The 23,349-nt window shown below is 34.0% G+C and carries 22 protein-coding genes; 20 read left to right on the forward strand and 2 right to left on the reverse strand.

Translation table 11 applies throughout. The annotated features are described in order from the left end of the window. The first annotated feature begins 1 nt into the window (after position 1). From AC23MB_RS11795 to AC23MB_RS11885, 19 genes are all read left to right on the forward strand, one after another. On the forward strand, positions 2 to 2,338 hold the full coding sequence (locus tag AC23MB_RS11795; RefSeq protein WP_487787341.1) for a GumC family protein: 2,337 nt from the start codon (positions 2 to 4) through the stop codon (positions 2,336 to 2,338). Between the two features lie 8 nt (positions 2,339 to 2,346). After that, positions 2,347 to 3,819 (forward strand): lipopolysaccharide biosynthesis protein, encoded by a 1,473-nt coding sequence (locus AC23MB_RS11800; RefSeq protein WP_487787342.1) that lies wholly within the window; start codon positions 2,347 to 2,349, stop codon positions 3,817 to 3,819. Further along, a complete protein-coding gene (locus tag AC23MB_RS11805) occupies positions 3,816 to 4,898 on the forward strand; it encodes a DegT/DnrJ/EryC1/StrS family aminotransferase (RefSeq protein ID WP_487787343.1) in 1,083 nt (360 codons plus the stop codon). Before AC23MB_RS11800 ends, AC23MB_RS11805 begins: the two co-directional genes overlap by 4 nt. A 1-nt stretch (position 4,899) precedes the next feature. Beyond that, the gene (locus AC23MB_RS11810; RefSeq protein ID WP_487787344.1) at positions 4,900 to 5,616 is read left to right on the forward strand and encodes a WbqC family protein; all 717 of its coding nucleotides are present in this window, start codon (positions 4,900 to 4,902) and stop codon (positions 5,614 to 5,616) included. Continuing rightward, complete coding sequence (locus AC23MB_RS11815; RefSeq protein WP_487787345.1) at positions 5,606 to 6,562, forward strand: hypothetical protein; 957 nt, start codon at positions 5,606 to 5,608, stop codon at positions 6,560 to 6,562. Before AC23MB_RS11810 ends, AC23MB_RS11815 begins: the two co-directional genes overlap by 11 nt. Continuing rightward, positions 6,559 to 7,119 (forward strand): GNAT family N-acetyltransferase, encoded by a 561-nt coding sequence (locus AC23MB_RS11820; protein WP_487787346.1) that lies wholly within the window; start codon positions 6,559 to 6,561, stop codon positions 7,117 to 7,119. Before AC23MB_RS11815 ends, AC23MB_RS11820 begins: the two co-directional genes overlap by 4 nt. Beyond that, positions 7,112 to 8,053: a glycosyltransferase gene (locus AC23MB_RS11825; protein WP_487787347.1), complete on the forward strand. Its 942-nt coding sequence runs from the start codon at positions 7,112 to 7,114 to the stop codon at positions 8,051 to 8,053. The genes AC23MB_RS11820 and AC23MB_RS11825 overlap by 8 nt, the downstream gene beginning before the upstream one ends. Positions 8,054 to 8,061: 8 nt before the next feature. After that, entirely contained in the window at positions 8,062 to 9,195 is a 1,134-nt protein-coding gene (locus tag AC23MB_RS11830; protein WP_487787348.1) for a glycosyltransferase, read from the forward strand. Beyond that, positions 9,195 to 10,067: a GT-D fold domain-containing glycosyltransferase gene (locus AC23MB_RS11835; protein ID WP_487787349.1), complete on the forward strand. Its 873-nt coding sequence runs from the start codon at positions 9,195 to 9,197 to the stop codon at positions 10,065 to 10,067. Before AC23MB_RS11830 ends, AC23MB_RS11835 begins: the two co-directional genes overlap by 1 nt. Beyond that, positions 10,067 to 10,915, forward strand: coding sequence for a glycosyltransferase family 2 protein (locus AC23MB_RS11840; protein WP_487787350.1), 849 nt, complete (start codon positions 10,067 to 10,069; stop codon positions 10,913 to 10,915). Before AC23MB_RS11835 ends, AC23MB_RS11840 begins: the two co-directional genes overlap by 1 nt. Continuing rightward, a complete protein-coding gene (locus AC23MB_RS11845; RefSeq protein WP_487787351.1) occupies positions 10,915 to 11,811 on the forward strand; it encodes a glycosyltransferase family 2 protein in 897 nt (298 codons plus the stop codon). Before AC23MB_RS11840 ends, AC23MB_RS11845 begins: the two co-directional genes overlap by 1 nt. 94 nt (positions 11,812 to 11,905) lie before the next feature. Further along, complete coding sequence (locus AC23MB_RS11850; protein WP_487787352.1) at positions 11,906 to 12,937, forward strand: acyltransferase family protein; 1,032 nt, start codon at positions 11,906 to 11,908, stop codon at positions 12,935 to 12,937. Continuing rightward, the gene (locus AC23MB_RS11855) at positions 12,928 to 14,010 is read left to right on the forward strand and encodes a glycosyltransferase family 4 protein (protein ID WP_487787353.1); all 1,083 of its coding nucleotides are present in this window, start codon (positions 12,928 to 12,930) and stop codon (positions 14,008 to 14,010) included. Before AC23MB_RS11850 ends, AC23MB_RS11855 begins: the two co-directional genes overlap by 10 nt. A gap of 215 nt (positions 14,011 to 14,225) precedes the next feature. Beyond that, entirely contained in the window at positions 14,226 to 15,434 is a 1,209-nt protein-coding gene (locus AC23MB_RS11860) for a glycosyltransferase (protein ID WP_487787354.1), read from the forward strand. A 54-nt stretch (positions 15,435 to 15,488) separates the two neighbouring features. Continuing rightward, positions 15,489 to 16,583, forward strand: a complete 1,095-nt coding sequence (locus AC23MB_RS11865; RefSeq protein ID WP_487787355.1) for an EpsG family protein — start codon at positions 15,489 to 15,491, stop codon at positions 16,581 to 16,583. Further along, positions 16,583 to 17,470, forward strand: coding sequence for a glycosyltransferase family A protein (locus AC23MB_RS11870; RefSeq protein ID WP_487787356.1), 888 nt, complete (start codon positions 16,583 to 16,585; stop codon positions 17,468 to 17,470). Before AC23MB_RS11865 ends, AC23MB_RS11870 begins: the two co-directional genes overlap by 1 nt. Next, positions 17,467 to 18,597 carry a glycosyltransferase family 1 protein gene (locus tag AC23MB_RS11875; protein ID WP_487787357.1) on the forward strand — a complete coding sequence of 377 codons (1,131 nt, stop codon included), beginning with the start codon at positions 17,467 to 17,469 and terminating at the stop codon, positions 18,595 to 18,597. The genes AC23MB_RS11870 and AC23MB_RS11875 overlap by 4 nt, the downstream gene beginning before the upstream one ends. A 6-nt stretch (positions 18,598 to 18,603) precedes the next feature. After that, positions 18,604 to 19,752, forward strand: a complete 1,149-nt coding sequence (locus AC23MB_RS11880) for a CapA family protein (protein WP_487787358.1) — start codon at positions 18,604 to 18,606, stop codon at positions 19,750 to 19,752. Continuing rightward, entirely contained in the window at positions 19,742 to 21,103 is a 1,362-nt protein-coding gene (locus AC23MB_RS11885; protein ID WP_487787359.1) for a phenylacetate--CoA ligase family protein, read from the forward strand. Before AC23MB_RS11880 ends, AC23MB_RS11885 begins: the two co-directional genes overlap by 11 nt. A gap of 176 nt (positions 21,104 to 21,279) precedes the next feature. Here AC23MB_RS11885 and AC23MB_RS11890 read toward each other — a convergent pair whose 3' ends face one another. Next, positions 21,280 to 21,825, reverse strand: coding sequence for a hypothetical protein (locus tag AC23MB_RS11890; RefSeq protein ID WP_487787360.1), 546 nt, complete (start codon positions 21,823 to 21,825; stop codon positions 21,280 to 21,282). A gap of 250 nt (positions 21,826 to 22,075) precedes the next feature. Then, complete coding sequence (locus tag AC23MB_RS11895) at positions 22,076 to 22,360, reverse strand: helix-turn-helix domain-containing protein (protein WP_487787361.1); 285 nt, start codon at positions 22,358 to 22,360, stop codon at positions 22,076 to 22,078. A 314-nt stretch (positions 22,361 to 22,674) separates the two neighbouring features. Here AC23MB_RS11895 and AC23MB_RS11900 point away from each other — a divergent pair. Further along, positions 22,675 to 23,349: DUF6266 family protein (locus tag AC23MB_RS11900; protein WP_487787362.1), on the forward strand; the 675-nt coding region annotated here is incomplete at its 3' end.

Here is a 23,349-nt window from a genome sequence, read left to right on the forward strand (position 1 = left end):
AATGGAGTTATTAGATAATCAAACTGCATCGAAAAAACATAAGATCAATTTAAAGAAAGAACTTAAAAAATACGTTAAGTTTTGGCCTTTATTTTTGATATTTCCGCTACTATTCTATACAGCAGCGAAAATTTATTTACGCTATACACCGCCACAATATTTTAGTAAAACAACTCTTAAGTTTGAACAGACATCGCCTCGTGCTGCACAACAGGCGCTCAACGATTTAAAGAATCTTGGGGTTGGGGTTTCCAATGAAGAGCTTGATGCTGAAACTGTGGTAATGGTTTCTAAGCCTATCCTTGGACAAGTGGTTAAAAATCTCAATCTTGATGTTAAGTATTATTCGGTAGGAACTATTAAGGAAGTTGAGTATTATAACGAGCTCCCTATTAAAGCACGTATTGTTGAGCTGAAGAATCCGGAGCAGTTTGGTGGGGTTTCTTATCTTATAGAGTCTAAAAATTCAAGCAGTTTCACATTATCAGATGTTGAAGGTAAGAATCTTAAAAAATACAACTTTGGACAGGTGGTTGATTTAGGATTTGGTAAGGTTGTTTTTGAGAGAAAATTTCCTAGCATAGAGGTGAAAAATACCAAAGTTGTTTTTACGAACCCTAAAAATGTTATTTCTGGTCTGGAGGGAGCTTTAAATGTTAGTATCTATAAAAGTCTTTTGATGGATATTAGTATGACGAGTGCTTCTTATCGTAAATCGGAAGCTATTCTTAAAGAATTAGTTGATGTGTATAATGACGAGGGGATCAAGGATAAGAATCAGGAGGCACAATTTACAGCTGACTTTATTGATAAGCGTTTACAAATTATTACTGATGAACTTGCTGGCATCGAGAATCAAAAAGAAGGTGTTAAACGTGAATACCAAATTACCGATCTAGCAACACAAGCGCAATTGGCACTTACCAATGTTAATGCCAATACCAAAGAAGTCTTAGGCTATGCTACGCAATTAGATTTGGTAACTTCAGTATATAATTTAGCCAATAGCAGTTCTGTCAATTTGTTGCCGACAGGACTAGGCTTAGCAGGATCTATCGATACACAAATCTCTCAGTATAACGATTTGGTGTTAACACGTAATCGTGTTTTAAAACAAGCGACCAATGCCAACCCTGCAGTAATCGAAATGAACAAACGTATTGCTGGGCTCAAAGATGCTATTCGTAGTAATCTTGGCGATGTTCGTAGAACTTTGCAAGACAATATATCGAGATTACAAGGTGATATTAACAATGATAAAAGCAAGATCGATCGTTATCCAACGCAAGAGAAAATTTTCCGTAGTATTGATAGACAACAGAATTTAAAAGAAGCGCTTTACTTATTCTTATTACAAAAACGAGAAGAGAATGCTATTAATCTAGCTGTTGCCTTACCAAAGGCTAAAGTAGTTAATCCTCCATACACAACCGGTATTGTAGCGCCAAAAAGGCAAATGATTTTGTATTCGGCTATTGCTTTAGGTTTTATCATACCACTATTGTTTATCTTTATTAAGCTTTTGCTTAATACTAAAATTTACTCAAAGGAAGATATAGATAGCGTGTTAAGCAATGCTAGCCTAATTGGTGAAATTCCTGAGAATAATGATAAAGAGGAATTGATGAAGCTGGATGACTTTACGGTTTATGCCGAGTCATTTAGAATATTGGCTTCTAATCTTAAGCACATGCTCAAGGTAAAAGGAGCTAATCAAAAAAGTGCTACGATTTTGGTAACTTCTTCAGTAAAAGGTGAGGGGAAAACCACTATTTCTATGAATCTGGCAGTGAGTTTATCTGGAAACGCAAAGGTGTTAATTATAGGTGCTGATATTAGAAACCCTCAACTACAGCGTTTTGTACATAAATCAAAAAACGGATTGACAGATTATTTGGTGTCTGATGATATAACGCCAGAGGCTTACATTATCGATTCTCGAATTAACGCCAACTTAGATATTTTCTTTAGTGGTGCCAAATCACCTAATCCGAATGATTTATTGGACATGGATAAGTTTGATGATATGATTACATATCTACGGACTAAGTATGATTATATTATTATGGACTCGGCTCCAATGATGTTGGTGAGTGATACGCTTAACTTAGTTGATCAATCAGATTACATCCTTTATGTTGCAAAAGCCAACTATACTGAAAAAGAAATGTTACTTTTTGCTGATAATTTTATGAAGGAGAATAAAGTTAACAATATGTCTTTTGTTCTTAATAATGTAAAACCCGAGTTTTCACGTTATGGTAATAAGTATGGCTATGGGTATTATCATGTGGAATCGAAAAAATCAGGTTTAGGACGTAAAATTTTTAAAAAGTAAATAGGTAGATGTCATTAAGAAAGCAAGCTCTTTCCGGAATGTTGTGGTCTTCCATTCAGACTTTTGGGAACCAGTTCATTAATTTTGGAGTATCCATCATTCTTGCACGTTTACTCTTACCTGCTGAATTTGGGCTTATCGGTATGATTGGCATTTTTATGGGTATCGGAGGGGCTCTTATTGGGAGTGGACTCGGTGCTTCACTGATCAGGACTACGGATGCAGATCAACGAGATTATTCAACAGTATTTGTCTTCAACTTGGTGGGCAGTATTATTATTTATGCGGTGATGTTTATTGCGGCACCTTATATAGCAGATTTTTTCAAGCAACCGGTACTTACCAAAATTACCCGTCTTTATACTTTAAGTTTTATTATCAGTGCATTTACTGCGGTGCAGGTCACAAGATTACACAAGCATCTTGATTTCAAAACGGAAACCAAATCATCTCTTGTTTCCACGCTGGTTTCTGCTGTTGTTGGGGTGAGTTTGGCTTACAGCGGCTTTGGAGTGATGAGTTTAGTATGGATGGGACTTGCCGGAGCAGTAGTGAATACAGCGATGTTGTGGGTGCAGTCAGGATGGAGACCTTCTCTTATATTCGATCAGCAAAAATTCCGTTACCATTTTGGTTTTGGCAGCCGGATGATGTTTTCAGGTATCCTGGATATTCTTTTTAGCAATGCATACACCCTACTGATTGGTAAGTTTTATGCTCCTGCACAATTGGGTTTTTATAATCGCGCCGACAGTTTAAAGCAACTTCCCGTAAGTACCTTTTCAGGGATTTTAAACAAAGTAACCTATCCGCTTTTTGCCGAAATCAAAAATGACGATGTTCGCTTAAAGTCTGTTTACAAACAGATCATGAAAATGGTGATCTTCATCATAGCCCCTGTTTTAGTAATGATGGCAGTTTTGGCGGAGCCGCTATTCAGGTTTCTTTTTACCGAAAAATGGTTGCCTGCTGTTCCTTATTTTCGTATTCTTTGTGTTGCAGGAATTCTTTATCCGCTGCATGCTTATAACCTGAATATCCTTTCCGTAAAAGGCAGAAGTGACCTTTTTCTAAGGCTTGAAATCATCAAGAAAGTCTTGCTTCTTGTAGTTCTTGCAGGGTCTTTTTCTTTTGGAATTATGGGACTTATTTGGGGGCAGGTTATTTTCTCTGTGATGGCTTTTTTTATCAATACCCATTACTCCGGTAAATTTTTAAAATATCCCTCATGGGAACAGCTGCTCGATATTCTGCCGTCTATAGTCCTCACCATGGCCATGGGCATTGCAGTCCTTCTTCTGGATGCGGTCCTTTCCGGTTGTCGTGACATACTGCGCCTCCTGGCAGGTGCTTTAACCGGACTTATCTTTTTTCTTATCTTTGCCCGCATACTCCGGTTTGAGAGTGGAAAATTTATTGCGGAACTTCTGAAGAAGAAAATTCCAGTATCCATTCCTATTCCCTTTATTAAATACCTATGATCCCAGTAACGAAACCCTTTTTACCTCCACAGCAGGTTTATCAGCATTATCTTGACGGAATCTGGAAGCGGCAGTGGCTTACCAATATGGGTCCGCTTGCCAGTGACCTGGAACTGCGCCTGAAAGAAACCCTGAAAGTGAATCATCTGCTTTTTGTGACCAATGGTACCGTGGCGCTGCAAATGGCGATTAAAGGATTAGACCTGAAAGGTGAGATCATCACCACACCGTTTTCGTTTGTGGCTACGACCAGTGCGATTGTTTGGGAACACTGTACTCCGGTTTTTGTGGATATTGATGAACATTCTTTAAACATTGATGCCGACAAGATCGAAGATGCGATTACGGAAAACACGTCGGCAATTCTGGCCACCCACGTGTATGGAAATCCCTGTGATGTGGAGAAAATTGAAGCCATCGCGAAAAAGCATCAGCTTAAAGTCATTTACGATGCGGCACATGCGTTTGGCGTTGAGGTGAATGGCAAATCAATCTTTGAATACGGTGATATTTCAACTTGCAGTCTGCATGCGACCAAACTCTACCACTCGGTGGAGGGAGGATTGGTGGTAACCAAAGATGCAGCTTTGCTCAAGAAGCTGGCGTACATGAGAAACTTTGGTTTTGATGGTCCTGAAAGTTTTGCCGACCTGGGCATCAATGGAAAAAATTCCGAATACCACGCTGCCATGGGATTGGCAAATTTAAAATATTTGGAGGTCATTCATCAGAAAAGAAAAGAACTGACGACAAGATATGATGAAAAACTAAAGAACTTGAAAGCACGGAGACCAATATGGCATGCCGCTTCGGAAAACAACTTCGCCTATTATCCGTTGGTGTTTGAATCGGAAGCGTTGATGTTGCAATGTATAGAGCTCCTAAAGCTGAATGAAATATTTACCAGAAGGTATTTTTATCCTTCGCTGGCGACATCCTTGCCTTATGTGAATCCACAGGATTTGCCAATAACAAATGATATCGCCCAAAGGGTTTTATGTCTGCCGTTGTATTATGATCTGACTTTGGAAGAAGTAGATTTAATTTGTCGATTGATATTAAGAGTTCAAAACAACTGACATGACAGCAGCCGTAATGCAACCCTATTTATTCCCCTATATTGGTTATTTTCAGATGATTAATGCAGTGGATGTATTTGTGTTTTACGACGATGTTAATTTTATTAAAGGCGGTTGGATCAACCGGAACAGAATGCTGATAAGCGGAAGTGACAAGCTTTTTACTGTCCCTCTCAAAGATGCTTCATCATTTAAATTAATTAAAGATGTTGAAATAAATAATGAGGTGCCTGCTTATTCAAAAATATTAACAACTCTTGCGCAAAGTTATAAGAAAGCTCCGTTTTACCAGAACGTTTTTCCCATTATAGAAAACGTTTTCAGCACAGAGGTTTCAACAATCGCTGATCTTACTATGTTAAGTATTAAGGCTGTTAATGAATATCTGGGAATTACCACCGTTTTAAAACGGTCTTCAGTGGATTTTGCTGATACCAAAGGCCTGGAGCGTGCAGAGCGTCTTATTGCCATCTGCAAGCAGACCGGAGCTGAAAAGTACATCAATGCTATTGGTGGACAGGAATTGTATACAAAGGAATATTTTGCTTCGCAGGGAATCGATCTGAAATTTATTAAGTCAGAGCCCATAGCGTACAAACAGTTTGACAACGAATTTGTGCCCTGGTTGTCTATTATTGATGTGCTGATGTTTAACTCTGTTGAAGTGGTACATCATTTATTAAAAAAATACCAAATCCTGCAGGCAGATGAACAATAAAGCGATAGGTGGATATTTTGAGCTTGAAACTGCGCCGAAGGAAAACTATCTTCATGCCGGATTGTTGGCTTTGAACACAGCCAGGAACAGTTTTGAGTATATCTTGGCGGCAAGAAAATTTAAGCATGTTTACATCCCGTATTTTACATGCGATGTGATGCTGGAACCTGTTGAAAAACTCGGTTTGAGTTATTCCTTTTATGATGTGGATGATCACTTGGAACCTGTCTTTGATTATGGTGAGATTAAGGAAGAAGAAGCTTTCCTTATAACAAATTATTTCGGTGTAAAAGGTCAATTTATCAGGAATATTGCCGGGCAGATTCGAAATGTGGTTGTAGACAACGCACAGGCATTATTTGAGCAACCTTTGCCGGGTATTGATTCCCTGTACTCGCCCCGAAAGTTCGTAGGAGTTGCTGACGGCGGGTATGTTTCTACCACAGCAAAACTGCATACAGATCTTGTAGCAGATCAAAGTTTCGAAAGAATGTCGCATCTTTTAAAGCGGGCAGATTTAGGCGCAGAAGCCGGTTATGAGGATTTTAAAGTTAATGATGCTTCTTTGGAAAACCAACCCATAAAAAGAATGTCGGCATTAACTAAGAAAATACTGGCAGGTTTGGATTACGAAAGGATTACAAAAATACGTCAGGAAAACTTTTCATTTTTTCATCACCATCTGGGAGCTTCAAATAAGCTTCAAATTGATACGGATATTTCTGTTGTTCCCATGGTTTATCCTTACCGTTGTTATGACGCAGCAAGAATTAAGAGTGATTTGGTAAAAAATAGAATATTCTGTGCCACCTATTGGCCGAATGTCTCGGAGTGGTGTAATGAACAGCAGAATTCCTGGCATTTAGCGAACGAGATCATAGCACTGCCGATTGATCAGAGATATACAACTGAAAATCTTAACAAAATAGTACAATTATTACAATGAATATAGTAGGAAAAAAAATTTTATTGCGAGCAATTGAACAGAATGATTTGGTATTGCTCCACAAGTGGGCCAATGACCCTTATATTAACACAATGATAGGCGGCTGGCACTTCCCTTCCAATCTTAACGATCAGCAAAAGTGGTTTGACTCTTTATCTGTTAAATCGTTTCACCAGAGATTTGCGATTGAAGCGCCGGATTTGGGATTAATTGGCACTGCAAATTTAGTTGATATCAACTGGAAGGATAAAAATGCTTTTCATGGAATGTTATTGGGAGATAAGGATATACGCGGAAAAGGATATGCAGTAGATACCATCATGACAATCATGAGATATGCATTTGAAGAGTTAGGATTAAACCGTCTCGACGGCTCAATCATTGAATATAACGAGCCATCTTACGGTGTTTATGTAAAAAAATGCGGATGGAAGGATGAAGGCGTTTTACGAAATTGGTACTACAGAAAAAATCGGTATTGGGATAAAAAAATAGTTGGAATAACCGCTGAAGATTATGAAGACTTAATTAAGAAAAATAACTATTGGAATGACTGATTATGTAATGATAGACAAAACCGGAAATAAACAACCAACGGTATCTGTGGCGATGCTTACTTATAACCATGAAAATTATATTTCTGAAGCGATTGAAAGTGTGCTTATGCAAAAGACTTCATTCACTGTCCATATCGTGATTGCCGAAGACATGTCTACAGATAAAACCCGAAAAATTGTTTTAGATTATCAAAATAGGTATCCCGACCGCATAAAACTTATTTTGCAAAATGAAAATGTTGGAGCTAACAAAAATAATATATCGCTCTTTGAAAACTTGACAGGTAAATATATTGCTGCATTAGAAGGCGACGATTACTGGACCGACCCTCTGAAATTGCAGAAGCAGGTGGATTTTTTGGAGGAGAATGAGGAGTTTGCGATTTGTTTTCATCGAGTAGAACATCTGAAACAAGATGAGATTTCTTACGCTGATTATGATTTAAATGCCAATACCAAGGAGATTTCCTATTTATCAGATCTTGTAAATGGTAATTTTATTCATACTCCATCTGTGGTTTTTAGAAATTATGGTGATTTTCCTGATATATTACAAAAATTGTATCCTGGCGATTGGAACTTACACTTAATAAATGCTACCCACGGAAAAATAAAATTTATAAATGAATATATGGGTGTGTACAGAATTCATTCAGGAGGTGTGCATAGCAGTAAAGGTATCGCTCAATATATCATTAAAAGTACTCCTTCTATATTACTGATTTCAAATTTAATTGCAGAAAGAGGTTTTTTAAAAGAAGCCAAAGAATTACAGAAAAAGTATTCAAGAACTTTATTATACTATTATGGTATCAAAAATATTGAAAATAATTCAAATTATGATAGAATAAAGATAATATTTAAGCATGGTAATTTAAGACATAGATTATTATTCTGGAAATATATTCTTGACCGGGATTCTCAAAAATTATAAAAATATAAATGAACATTGAAAAAATTGTAGTTTTTACATACGGTGATGCTACAAATGCCTCAACTTGGTCTAATGTACCATATTTGCTTACCAAAAGTCTTGAAGAAAAGGGCTTTGAAATTACTCATGTAAATTTGGCATCTGAGCCGAAAATAAAATTATTTTGGAATAAATATATAGGTAAATTCTTATCATTTTTTTATAAAGACCAGCAATGCTATTATGAAGTTTCGTTTTTAAATCAATTAATAAACAACAGAAAGATAAAGAAAAGCGTAAATAAAAATAAAGATGCATATTTTAATATTTTTTTAGGTTACGATTTTTATAATAAATGGACAAATGTTCCGTCTCTATTACTTTGTGATTGGAGTTACAATATTTTTATTAAGGAACGGATGAAGCGACAACCTTACTTTTTTGAAAAATATTATTTTAATAAAAATAGTGAAGCTATTAGAAATGCGGACATTGTTGTTTCACTTTTTCAAGATTATGCATCCAAAATGGAAACTGAACATCGAAGAAAAATTGAATGTTATGGGAAAAATGTAGTTAATAATCTTTCACTAGAAATTTTTGAAGAAGAAGAAATTCTTAATGAGAAATCACAATCAAATTCTTTATTGTTTATTGGGAAAATATATTACAGAGAAGGTGCTGATAGGCTGATAAGAGTATTTAAAAAACTAAAAACTAAATATCCTAATTTAACATTGGATATTATTGGCTTTACAAAAGAAGAATATGGTGAAGAAGTTGAAGGAGTTGATTTCTTAGGTTATTTGAGAAAAGAGGTTGAGGAGGAAAACATATTGTATTACAGATCATTAAAAAATGCTAAACTTTTAGTAAATCCATCAGAATTATGGGCTGCATATTCTTCTACGGTGGAAGCTATGTATTTTTATACGCCTGTTCTTTTACCAAGAATACAACAGTTTATTAAAGAATTTGGATATAATATTTCAAATGGAGAATATATTGATAATTTTTCTGATGAAAATCTGATGAAACAAATAGAAGAAATAATTTTTTCAGATTATTATCGTCAAAAATGTAAAAAATCACATGAATTAGTGGAAGATTATACATGGGATAATTATACGAATTGGTTAATAAAATTAATGCAGAAAAATTAATGAAAAAACACCTTATAAAATATTATCTGCTGTTGCGCAATGCGCCTTTATTGTTGGTAAAAGCACCAAAGATTTTATCTTTTGAGGAAACCATTAATGAGATAGTGAAGCATAAAAAATCGATAAGTAGATACGGCGATGGCGAAATAAGAATGATGTTAAAAAGTGGTGGAATTGGATTTCAAAATGAAAATGAAGAACTTTCTGAAAGGCTCACAGAAGTGGTTTCAAATCCTTTTGATGATTTATTGATTTGTCTTCCCGATACTTTTAGGCATATGCCTGAAAATAAAATTGATTCTCAAATTTTTTGGTTAGGTTTTAATATGCTTTATGCCAAAAAGTTTATTGCTATTCTACCCGATAATCAAATTTATGGCAATGCAGGTATAACAAGATTTTATGAAGCTTATAAAAACAAAGAATCGAATCATATAAAATGGAAAATTGCACAGCTTAAAAGCATTTGGGATAAGAAAGATCTATTAATTGTTGAAGGTTCACTTACAAGAGTTGGGGTTGGTAATGATTTATTTTCAAATGCTTATAGTATCAATCGTTTGATTTGTCCATCAAAAAATGCATTTGATAAATATGAGCAGATTCTTAAATCTGCATTGGAATTGGGCAAGGATAAACTTATTTTAATTGCACTTGGTCCTACCGCTAGTGTTTTAGCTTATGATCTAGCAAAAGAAGGACTTTGGGCATTAGATATTGGTCATATTGATATAGAATACTCTTGGTTTCTACAAGGTGTAAATGAAAAGACTGCAGTAAAAGGGAAATACGTAAATGAGGCAGGAGGTTCTGGATCACCAGAAATTGATGACGATATTTATAAAAATACAGTAATAAGGGAAATAGAATAATGGAAATTCTTGCATTATTAGTTACATACAATTCCGAAAAATGGATCAGGAAGAATCTTGCTTCGATTGGTTCCGAGGCTGACATTCTTGTGTTAGACAATGGTTCCAAAGATAATACGGTCACCATTATACGCCAAGAGTTTCCTAATGTACGACTCATAGAAAATGAAGATAATTTGGGTTTTGCTGCCGCTAATAACATAGGGTTCGAGATAGCAACGAAAGAAAATTATGATTGGGTTTTTCTCGTAAATCATGATGGGTGGCTTGCAGAAGGTTGCATTGCCGAAATGATAAAAGTGATGCAAAATCCCGATTACAAAGAATACGGAATATTATCTCCTGTACATTTTGCAGGCGATAGAAAATCCTACGATTTTGGCTTTATTCGATTTTGTGATGTTAACAAGCTGGAAAATTACCAAAATAAAAAGATTGATGTTTTAGATGTGCAGGAAATAAACGGAGCCTTTATGATGATTTCGAAAGAGTGCCTTCAAAAAATTAACGGTTTCGATCCAATTTTCTTTTTTTACGGAGAAGATGTTGACTTATGCTTTAGAGCTAAAAAGTATGATTTTAAAATTGGTGTGGTTACAAAAGCAATTGCTTACCATGATCGAAAATACAGAGAGCCAGATGAAAATAGACTGGCTAATCTAGTGCTTTCAAATTATTTGGTTCAGTTTAAACAGATTAGAGGTGGGTTTTGGAATTCTTATATTAAAACGATGTATAGTTGTATTATCAATAAAAATACTCTTAAAGAAATGAATTTTAAAAAGGTTTTTAATTTTTTTGTTCATAATATTGAATCATTAAAATTTTCTTATAACAATTACAATTAATGAATTCATCTGTAATAATCACCACTTACCAAAGACCGGATTTTTTACTGCGTGCAGTAAAAAGTGTTTTGGCACAGTCGGTTCCGACTGAAGTTGTGGTTGTAGATGATAATGGATTAGGAACGGAAGACCAATTAAATACACAAATAGTTCTACAGCCTTTTTTAGATAAAATAACTTATCTTCCATTAGAAAAAAACGGTGGTGCTTGCATGGCAAGAAACGAAGGCGTAAAAATAGCTTCTGGCGATTATATATTTTTCCTTGATGATGATGATGAGTTTTTACCTGATAAAGTAAAAATTCAAACTGAATTTTTAAAAAATAATAAAGAATATGATGGTTGCCTTGCGGCATTTAAAAGGATAGATGATACAGAAAAAAAGGAAATTATAGCGGATGCAAATTTTCCTGTAGTTGGAGATTTTAGAAATTTCGCTTTACATGGTAATTTCTTTACACCTATGTTGTGCATCCGCAAAGATGCTTTGATAAGAATTGGAGGATTTGATATCATAGATCGATTTCAGGATAGGTTTTTGATGTTGAAAGCCCTTAAAAATGATTTGTCTTTTGCGATAATTGATGTGCCTTTACATATTATGTATGAGCATAACGATTTTAGAATCACAGGTACAAGTAGTAAAAAATCCATTATGGCCTTAGATATAATACAAAAAAATATAATTGCAAATAAAGCCGTATTTACTCAGGAAGAGTGGAAACAATATTTGATCAAAGATTATCGCATGCGTGCCGTGATTTATTATAATGCGCCATTATACCATGAAAGATTGAAGGCCATCCCATTATTTTACAAGTCTTTTAGATTAAGTAAAGACACAAAAGATATCAAAATGCTTTTAAAATCTCTTGTTAAATATAATAGGTTATGAAACTCCTCTACATAACGAACGGCATCAATGGATCGGGCGGACGGATTAAAAAACTTTACTTATACTACAATTTCAAACATAAAATATTTGCATCTTGCATATTCCAATAACCCCACAACAATCCAATCATTTAAAATCCATTGCTATATTGATGATGCTATGCTTGCATCTATTCAATCGCGAAGAACATGCTTTGTTTCAACCTTGGATATATTTAGGAGCAAAACCTTTGTCCTATTATATTTCTTTGTTTAGTGATGCCTGCGTACCTATTTTTGCGTTTGTCAGTGGTTATGGATTGTATTTCAAATTCAAGACGAAGTCTGCTAACTACTATGCAGATAATAAGCTTCGAATAAAAAAACTATATATCAATTATTGGATTATACTTATTTTATTTGCCGTTATTCTAGGTTGGGTTCTTGGAAAGGATGGCTACCCAGGAAGTTTTCAGAAATTTATTCTTAATGCATCGGGGCTAGACCCTTCGTATAATGGTGCATGGTGGTTTTTTACAACCTATGTGCTTTTTGTACTAACAAGTAGTTTTTGGTTTAGACTTCTTACAAGTTACAATCCGTTCCTATATATAGGCGTCTTATTGCTAATTTATATGATGGCCTTTTATATTCGAGTATATCTTCCAGGCCTTTCTGGGATACCACTTATCAATTACTTTCAAAATCAAATGGCTTTATACTTTTGTACCTTGTTTCAGTTTATGTCAGGTGCATTCGCATTAGAGTTTCACTGGCACGAAAAAATAACGCAAAAGCTAAAGGGCATCCAATATCCTAATGCCTTGGGATTACTCGGAATAATAGGACTAATTGTGCTGCATGGGCTCGTGCCCAATTTTGTCATTGCCCCTTTTACTGGATTGGCATTTATTTTTACTTTTTTACAATTAAAATTACCTGTCCTCGGTCTAAAAGTTTTGGATTTTTTTACGCCCCATGCCACGAACATCTGGCTGATTCACATGTTTTTTTATATGATTTACTTTTCCGAATTTATCTACAGTTTCCAGTATCCAATTGTAATTTATTTGGTATTGGTTGTATTATGCTTGGGAAGTTCTTATATTGTAAATTTTATTAATCAAAAAATAAATCAGTGGGTTTAAAACTCCTCTACATTACCAACGGCATCAATGGATCGGGCGGACTCGAAAGAGTGCTGTCTATTAAAGCGTCGTACTTTGCCGAGCAATTGGGCTATGAGGTTCATATTTTGGTGTTGAATAATGCTCACGAAAATCCTTTTTATGACTTTAGTTCAAACATTAAATGTCATTCAATTTCAGTAAATGGGAATCCAATTTCTTATTTTTTAAAATATAAAAGAGGTGTGCAAGACGCTGTCACTCTACTAAAACCAGATATTATTTTGGTTTGTGATGATGGATTGAAAGGTTTTTTTCTTCCAAGTCTTATTACGACTAAAGCCAAATGGATTTACGAGCGACATGCTTCGCAAGAACTCAACAGACAAAAAGGATTTTTGGGGCGATGGTCGAGCCGACTCATGCAAATGCAAGCATCCAAATTTGATTCGTTCGTCGTTTTAACCAAAGCCAATCGTGAGGAATGGAGAGCAAAAAATGTGGTTGTCATTCCTAATCCGTTAAGTTTTTATCCTAAAGAATCCAGCGATTTGCAGTCAAAAAAGATGATTGCAGTTGGCTCGCATTCGTACAATAAAGGTTTTGATAGCTTGCTCCACATTTGGAAAAATATCGAACAAAAATATCCAGATTGGCAGCTTCATCTATTTGGGAAGATAGATAAAGACCAAACTTTTATTAAGTTGGCTGAAACTTTAGATTTAAAAAAAGTCCAATTTCATCAAGCATCAAAAAATATTCAAGCAGAATATTTAGAATCTTCCATCATGCTTCTGCCTTCCAGATCCGAAGGTTTTGGTATGGTATTAATAGAAGCGATGGCTTGTGGAGTACCTTGTATCAGTTTCGATTGTCCTTCGGGACCTAGGGATATTATCCATGATGGGATTGATGGGATCTTAGTGGAAAATCAAAATGAAAAAGTATTTGGAAAGGCAATCATTCGATTGATAGGAAATGAAGAATTGAGAAAGAAAATGGGAGTGACGGCAAAAGAGAATGTCAAAAAATATATGCCTTCAGAAATCATTATGTTGTGGGATAATCTTTTTAAAAGTTTGTTTTTAAAATAATGAAAATCATATTCAATACAGACCAAATTCATTTGCATGGAGGCATTGAAAAGGTGATGTGCACTAAGGTTAATTATATAATTATCAATGGGAAAAACAAGGTGAATTGTGCAGCCGTTTGAAGATTTATTATGTTGATTGTGCTATCAATAAATATTGTTTTGCTAATGGGAGTTTGAAAAAAAGGGGTACAGTGATTTAAATTCGTTAAGTAGATGGAAAAAAAGAAAATATTTATTACTACTCATACCATGAGAATAGGGGGGGTTGAGCGTAGTTTAGTAGGATTATTGAATGCATTGGATTATGATCGCTTTGATGTTGACCTATTTTTGTTTTTACATGATGGGGAAATGCTCTCTATGATTCCAAAAGAGGTACATGTACTGGATGAATTAAAAGAATATGCTGGTATGATTTTGCCTGTCAAAGAAAATTTAAGAAAAGGAAACCTAAATATTTTGTTTGCAAAACAACGAGCTAAAACAAAAGCCAAACATTTTATTAAAAAAAATAATATTTCAGATCAAAATTTAGTTTATGATAACTATTTACAAAAATTTAGTCTGAAATATCTCCCAAAAATTTCCTCAAATAAAAAATATGATTTGGCTATTAGCTTTTTAACGCCGCATTATGTTGTAGCAGAGAAAGTACTCGCTTCAAAAAAAATAGCGTGGATACATACCGACTACTCTTTTTTTGAATTTGATAAAGAGTCTGAGGTAGCCATGTGGTCAAAATATGATGCCATTGCTTCAATATCTGAAAATTGTACGCAAGGTTTTATCAAACAATTTCCTTCACTTGAATCGAAAATTAAATTAATTGAAAATGTATTAGATGAAGATTTTTTAAGAAAGTCATCTGTAGAGTTCTCGGTAGACCACGAGATGAGAAAAGAAAAAGATGTATACAATCTATTATCGGTTGGGAGATTTTCCCACCAGAAAAATTTTGATAATATACCTGCAATCACACGCAGTATATTGGAGACTGGCGTCCAAGTTAAGTGGTTTATAATAGGCTATGGAAGTGGCGAAGAAGTGATTCGTAAGAAAATTGAAGAATATGAGATGCAGAATTATGTGATAATTTTAGGTAAAAAAGAAAATCCATATCCATATATGTTGGCTTGTGATTTTTATATTCAACCATCCCGATATGAGGGCAAAGCAGTAACGGTAAGGGAAGCTCAAATGTTGGCAAAACCTGTAATTATTACCGATTTTTCAACATCGAATAGTCAATTAAAAATGAATTTTGATGGCGTAATAGTTCCAATGAGTAATAGTGAATGTGCAATGGGAATCGTAAAATTAATAAATAATAAGAATAGAATTAATAGATTAATTGAGAATTGTAAAAACTCAGATTATAGCAACGCCATAGAAATCAATAAAATTTATAGTTTAGTAGATTAAAAATAAAACTATTAATTTCCTTTTTTTAGAGATAATTAATGATAAAGTCGCCGTATGTTTGATTGGATTCCCGTTGAAATATATACTGTACTGCAATACAATATCTTGCTTGTAGTTGCCATAATAATTTTATTTCATTCTTTTCAGAATGATATGCATAATCATAATAGTATTATTTTTTTTAGTGCGTTGGGCACTATTCTTCTTTTATTTATGATATTATATATCGGTCAACGCCAAGTTAGTTCTCGTTTTGGAGACACCGTAATGTATAATAGAGCCTATAAAGTGATGTTATCCGGTGAGACTATAAAGATTGAAAAGGATTTTCTATTCAATTATATGATGCTATATAGCAGTAAATTGATGCCTATCAATGCTTTTTTTCAGATTTGTGCTATTATCTATGTCTTGCCATATTACTTATTTTCAAAAAAATACTTTGGAAGCTATTGGTGTTATGCATTCTTTATGTTTGTGTGTGGGTACTTATTTTGGGTTTTTGGAACAAATGGAGTGAGGAACGGATTAGGAACTTCATTATTTATGTTGGGGTTATACTTTTACAATAAAAAATTGTGGATGTACCTATGCTTAGTATTGGGATATTTTATGCACGCTTCTCTTATTATTCCAATTGCAGCATTCATTGTTTCTGGGCTTTATAAAAACCCGAAAGCGTATTTGGTAATTTGGTTGCTAGCAATTCCTTTATCATTAGCAGGAGGATCCGCTTGGTCAACTTTTTTTGCTAATCTCGGTTTTGCAGAAGATAGGACACAGGGTTATTTAACTGGAGGTTCAGAGGAATATAATAATCAGTTTTCTCAGACAGGATTCCGTTGGGACTTTTTATTATACAGCGCCTCTGCGGTAGTTGCGGGTTGGTACTTTATTTTTAAAAAGAAAATTACAGATAAATTTTATATCCATCTTTTTGGGACATACTGTATAGCAAATGCCTTTTGGATTCTGGTGATTACGGCGGCTTTTAGCAATCGCTTCGCCTATCTATCCTGGTTTTTGATGCCCGCCGTTATTGCTTACCCAATGTTTCGTTATAAGATTTGGGATAATCAGTATAAGATTTTTGGAGTTATTATATTTTTGTATTTTATGTTTACCTATTTTATGAATGTCGTGTTATAATGAAATCGATTACTGTATTTACACCATCTTTTAACAGAGCACATCTGCTTCCCCGACTTTACGAAAGTTTGAAAAACCAAACTTCAAAAGATTTCGTTTGGATGGTTATTGACGATGGTTCGGTTGATGATACCAAAAGCCTTGTCGAACATTGGATAAAAGAATCTAATTTTGAAATTCGATACCATTACAAAGAGAATGGTGGTATGCACACCGCTCATAATTTAGCATATTCTTTGATAGAAACCGAACTCAATGTCTGTATCGATTCAGATGATGCAATGACAAAAGATGCTATTGAACTAATCGTAGAGCATTGGGAATCCCTTGATAATAAATCCAATGTCGCAGGAATCATTGGGTTAGATGTTGATAGAGAAGGGAAGATAATCGGAACGAAAATCCCGGAGCATTTAGAGAAAGGTAGTTTACACGATTTATATCATCTTCATAATGTTAAAGGTGACAAAAAATTAGTTTTAAGAACTGATGTTGTGAGAAGCTATCCACCTTACCCTGAATATAAAGGTGAAAAATTAGTGCCTTTGGGGGTATTGTATTTAATGATTGGCAAAGATTATAATCTTTTGTATACCAATGATGTATACTGCATTGTTGAATATCAGGATGGCGGTTCTTCCAATTCCATCTTAAAACAGTACAAGCAATCACCAAGAGGATTTGCATATAGTAGGAAACTTCAAATTAAACACGTTGGTGGTATCTCAAACGAAATTAAGAATTATGCTCATTTAATATCTTCTTCTCTTTTTGCAAAAGATATTCCACTAGCATTTAAAGGCGTTAATCCATTAAAAAGTTTATTCATTTATCCTTTTGGCATCCTGCTACATATCTATATTCTATTAAAAATTAAAAGTTCATGACCCAACCCATTCGAATCCTACAAGTTGTTACTATTATGAATTTAGGCGGATTAGAAAGTTTTCTAATGACCATTTATAGGAATATTGATCGGTCTAAAGTTCAGTTTGACTTTTTAGTCCACAGACAAGAACGAGGGGCTTTTGATGATGAGATTGAAAGTTTAGGTGGTAAGATTTTTAGATTGAATCCTATTCGGCCCGCACGGTTTTTTCAATATCAAAAAGAACTCAAATCATTTTTCTTAGACCATAAAGAATATAAAATTATTCATTCTCATCTCAATGAAAATAGCGCCATAGTATTAAATGTCGCCAAAAGATTAAATATCCCGATACGTATAGCCCATTCACATGCAAAAGCAACTGCTGGACCTTATAAATTTTTAAGAGAATTTATTAAAACGAGAATTTATTCAAATTCCACCTTGAATCTTGCATGTTCAGAAGATGCAGGAAAATGGCTATATGGTGGTAAAGATTTTGATGTTTTTAAAAATAGTGTGGATGTAGAAAAATTTAAATTCCCCCAAAATTCAGAAAAAATAAAAACTTTAAAAGATGAAGTAGGCATTGAAAGTAAAGACTTTGTAATGGGATTAGTGGCACGATTTAGTTTTACTAAAAATCATATATTCTTAATTGATGTTTTTAATGAATATCAAAAATTAAATAAAGATTCTAAACTACTTCTTGTTGGAGATGGTGAGTTGAAATTAGAAATATATAAATACATTAAAGAATTAAATCTTCAAGAAAAAATCGTATTTACTGGCAATGTTAGTAATCCCGAAGACTATTTAAGTTTAATGAATATATTTGTTATGACTTCTTTCAACGAAGGTTTAGGCATTGTTTTAATCGAAGCCCAATGCAATGGCTTGCCGATTTTAATGTCTGATACTATGCCTGAAGAAATTGACTTAACAGATCTAACCTATAGAGAATCTTTAAATTCTTCTCCAAAAAATTGGGCTAATAAAATACATGAAATTAAAGAATTGCATAAAGATGACCATAGAGAACTATATAAAACCATAATTAAAGATAAAAACTATGATATTAGTTCAAATGCTCAGAAATTAATTGATCTTTATATTTCTAATTATCAAGAATCATTAAAAAATTAATATATAATGAAAATTCTAATTGCAGGCGATTATTGTCCCATTGGTAGAAGCGCCCAAATAATAGAGAAAGAAGAATATGTTTCTTTGTTTAATGGTTTTGAGAATCTTACAAAGCAAGTAGATTATTCCATTGTGAATTTAGAATGTCCAATTACGGTTTCTAATGAAAGAATAAATAAAACAGGACCTTGTATAAAAACTGAGGACACGAAGGCCCTAGCTGCTTTAAAATTTGCTGGTTTTGACTTACTCACTTTGGCAAATAATCACATTCAAGATTATGGTTCAAAAGGTGTTAAAGATACCCTCAAAAATGCGCATGATTTTGGCTTTGAAACTGTAGGAGCAGCGGACAATTTAAAGAATGCGAAAAAGCCATTTATTAAAGAAATACAAGGAATAAAAGTAGGTGTCCTCAATGTTGCGGAAAATGAATTTTGTGCTGCGACAGATCAATCAGCAGGAGCTTATACATTCAACTTAATTGATAATCTCCAAGAAGTTAAGCTTCTAAAACAAAAAGTAGATAAGCTTATTCTTATTTATCACGGAGGAAGGGAACATTACCAATTACCTTCACCTGAATTACGAAAACGGTTTCGGTTTTTTATTGAAAATGGGGTAGATGCAATTGTAGCCCATCATACACATTGTTTTAGTGGTTTTGAATATTATAATAATAAACCTATAGTTTACAGTTTAGGGAACTTTATTTTCGATTATAAAAAGAAATATCAAAAAGGAATATGGACCGAAGGAATGAGTGTAATTTTAAATTTAGTAAATAATGAATTTACGGTTGAGTTAATTCCCCATTTTCAAGGAAGAGAAAATGATTCCACATTGCATTTATTAGAAAACGAAAATAAAAAGGAGTTTTTAAATAAAATAGATAAATTGAATGCAATTATTTCTGATGATACTCTTTTCATGGAAGAGTGGGATAACTATATAAAATCACAAGAGAAGTTTTATTTATCCAGTTTATATATCAAAAACATTTATTTTCGAATGTTATTTATAAAAGGATTCCTTCCTATTTCCCTTCTTCGGAATAAACATAATAAATTAATTCTAAATCTTATGCGGTGTGAAGCACACCGTGAGATTATGATAGATGTATTATCAAATGAATTGGGTTCACATGAAAGATAAAATCTATAAAATATTACCAGACTTTTTACAAAATTTTTTGATAAGTCTTTTCAATATATTGGCTTATAAAGAACGTTACGGCGGAAAGTATCAGTTTTATCTAAAGCGGTTAAAAGATAATCGTCAACTTTCTAGGGCAGCTTTGAAGAATATTCAAAAACAAAGGTTCTCTGAGTTTTTACACCAAGCAATATCTAAATCTGAATATTATAAAGACTATCCGTCGGTTGACTTAGCAAATATTGCACAATTACCGATTTTAAAAAAAGAGGATTTAAGACAACATATAAAAGAAGTATTCACTATCACTAAAAGTGATGGTATTGTTTCTAAGACAGGTGGAACAACAGGGAAGTCTTTGGAAGTTTTGTTTTCTAAGGAAAATATGCAGGAACGCTTTGCGATGCTAGATGATTTTCGTGGAAGATTTGGTTATAAGCTAGGAAAGAAAACAGCGTGGTTTTCTGGAAAAGATCTATTGACAGCTAGTGCTATTAATAAGAAACGTTTTTGGAAAACCGATTTTATCCATAAGGTTCGTTATTATTCAACTTTTCATATCAAAGATGATTATCTTAAATATTATGTTGAAAATCTCATTAAATATCAACCTGAATATATGGTGGGTTTTCCTTCGAGTATTTTGGAAATAGCGAAGTATGGTATTAATCATGGTTATACTTTTCCTGCAAAGACTGTGAAAGCTATTTTCCCTACTGCCGAAAGCATTACCGAGGAAATGAGACTGAATATTGAAGGATTTTTCAAAACGAAAATGCTCAACCAATATGCATCTTCAGAAGGCGCACCTTTCATTTTTGAATGTCAAGAAGGAAGTTTACATTTAGAATTACAAAGTGGGGTTTTCGAGGTTTTGGATGATAATAACCAACCATCAAATGAAGGAAAGCTAGTTGTTACAAGTTTTACAACGGAAGGCACTCCGTTGATACGCTATGATATTGGAGATTCTATCATACTAGATAATCAAGATAAAATTTGCGGTTGCGGTAATAACAACCCTATGGTTAAACAGATTTTAGGGCGTATTGATGACTATATCTATTCACCAGAAACTGGAAAAATTAACCTCGGCAATGTATCTAACACGCTTAAAGATACAAAAGGTATATTGAGATTTCAAGCAGTTCAAGATGAGCTAAATGCAATAAGTATTTTGATAGTAGTTGATCATAGCTTTACTCCTAAAGTTGAAGAAGTGTTTATGTCAAATTGGCGTGCTCGGGTAGGGTCGCAAATGGCTATTGATTTGCAAATTGTGCAAGATATTCCTGTTGAAAAAAGCGGTAAATATAGAATTGTAAAGAATAATATAAAACATTTGCTTTAAAGTGACCTTATTTTTTATCTAAAAGGGGTGTATTTTTTTTTAAACTATTTAGATCGTCTATTAATTGATTTTGGTATTGAGAGACTCCTGTAAACCTATACAGAACTTCGGCTCGACTCAAATATCTCTAGTATGACATACTTGTGGTCACTGAGGCAAGCCGAAGTATCAAATAACTATTTCACCTTCTCCAAAAGATACAATCGCGCGCCAGAGAAAGATAATTTTGGCATTAAGTTACCTTCTAGCACCATCGTTTTGTTGTTAACATCAATCACCGAAATGTAGTTGTTAGAGTTATATTCGATGTAGTTTTCCTTCTCTTTTGTGATAGGGTTTTTTCCGAATTCGAAATCATATGTTATCCAATCTTCATCTTGTCCGCTACAATGCACGGGTTTGAATTTGGATTTATTAGATTTAAAAACAATTTGGTCGTAAGCGTCTCCACATTCGCTTTCGAAAGTGCTTTCTCGGTTTTGATCTTGCTGAAACTGTTCATAAGAACCTTTGTACACGCCAACAACCTTCCAGGTGCCATCTACACGATCCTCGTCTATTTTGCCTGCCGCTTTGCTAACTGACCAGCTGGCTGCATTTACTGTGCCTTTTACGGTTGTATAGCCCAATTTAGCTACACCTTTTACAGCTTTTGCAGCAGTTGAAACCACACAAGATTGAAGTAGCAGAGCAGCACATATTGCGAAGATAAGTTTTTTCATATTGTTTGTTTTGAAGAACTAAGATAATATTTTATATGATTACTTTCAGATTTCTTTTACATGACAAATTAGTACAATAAAAATTTATACATATCTCTCTGAGATGAGACATGCTTTATGTGGCTGTTGTCATTTATCCTACTTCAGTCTATCGGAAAGTTTATGACATGATGATTCTTAATAAATAAACGCTTCTGATGAGGCTTAAGAATTTTGCCATATCAAGCAACAGTGTTGATGATACATAATTTTAGTAGTTTAAGCTTTCATCATTCAGTTTTAAAAGATCAAGATAAAACATGACCTTCAAAAAATAAATCCTGCCATGTAATTTAATGTATCGGAAAAAATGCTCATGTCGATATTTACGTAGTGTCCTAGGGCTGATTTGTAAAATTTGACATACTTCTATTTCGGATAATAGCATATCCTTTTGTATACAATCATTATTTTTAAGGGAATTCGTAATCATGTCTTCTGCTATTTGGTTCCAAGACATATATTGTCCCTCGCTAAAAGATAGTTTAGGTTTCATGGGAAATGTGGAATTGGTTATTAGTCTTATAAATCTAGTGATTTTTATAGTATTTCCAAAAGCTTTTTATGTTTTTTTTTATTGAAACGGCTGTAGCAAAATCTGTCATAACTACCCATAATAAGAGTCGAACAAACATCGAAGAAAAGACGAACAAACATCGAACAGGCATCTTGTATTAATATCTGCTGTTCATCTGTATCATCTCAGTTTGGCATAACTTGGCACACTATGGTAATGTTAGGCAGCTTTATTGATGATGTAGTGCTACGCAAATAACTTTGGGACTACAATAACCATTAAATCTTTTTATTATGGGAAAATTGAATGACTCTCTATTATCAGGGTCCAACGGACGTACAGGCCGTTTAGTTGTAGCTAATGTTTTAGGTACAGAAGTGATCAGAATGCGTCCTCGTAGACGTACGAATCAACCATCGGACAAACAATCTCTCATTCAGCAAAGAATGAAAAAATGTTTGGACTTTATTGGTGGCTATTCAGCATTTGCTTGCAAACACTTTGGGTATAGAGTAGGTTTGCGCTCATGCTATAACTTAGCAATGAATAATCTGTTGCTGGCTTTCAAAGTCAATTATACTGATATGACTATTACACCTTCTTATCCCGAAATAGCTTTTGCTAAAGGTGCGCTTCTTCAACCTCTTCCAACTGACTTGTCCGCTACTACAGCGGGTAGTTTCGAAATAGAGTGGTATAACAATGCACCTGCAGGAAGTAGTAGAGAGAATGACGACCTACAGGTCTTGTTCCTTCAGGATAATGCCATTACGCCCATTTTTATGGAAAACATGGCAAAAAGAATAGACACTACGGTCTCTATTCAAGTGCCAGTTTATTTACAGGGACAAAAAGTTCATGTGTGGATGTGTTTTAGAGCAGCAGATACAAGGTGGTCTCAAATTGCTAGTGCAACTTTTGTTTTTGTAAAAGTATTATTTTTTTTGAGTGATTTTAATAAAATATGG

It is taken from the genome of Soonwooa sp. T0.1_25 (genome assembly GCF_057652215.1).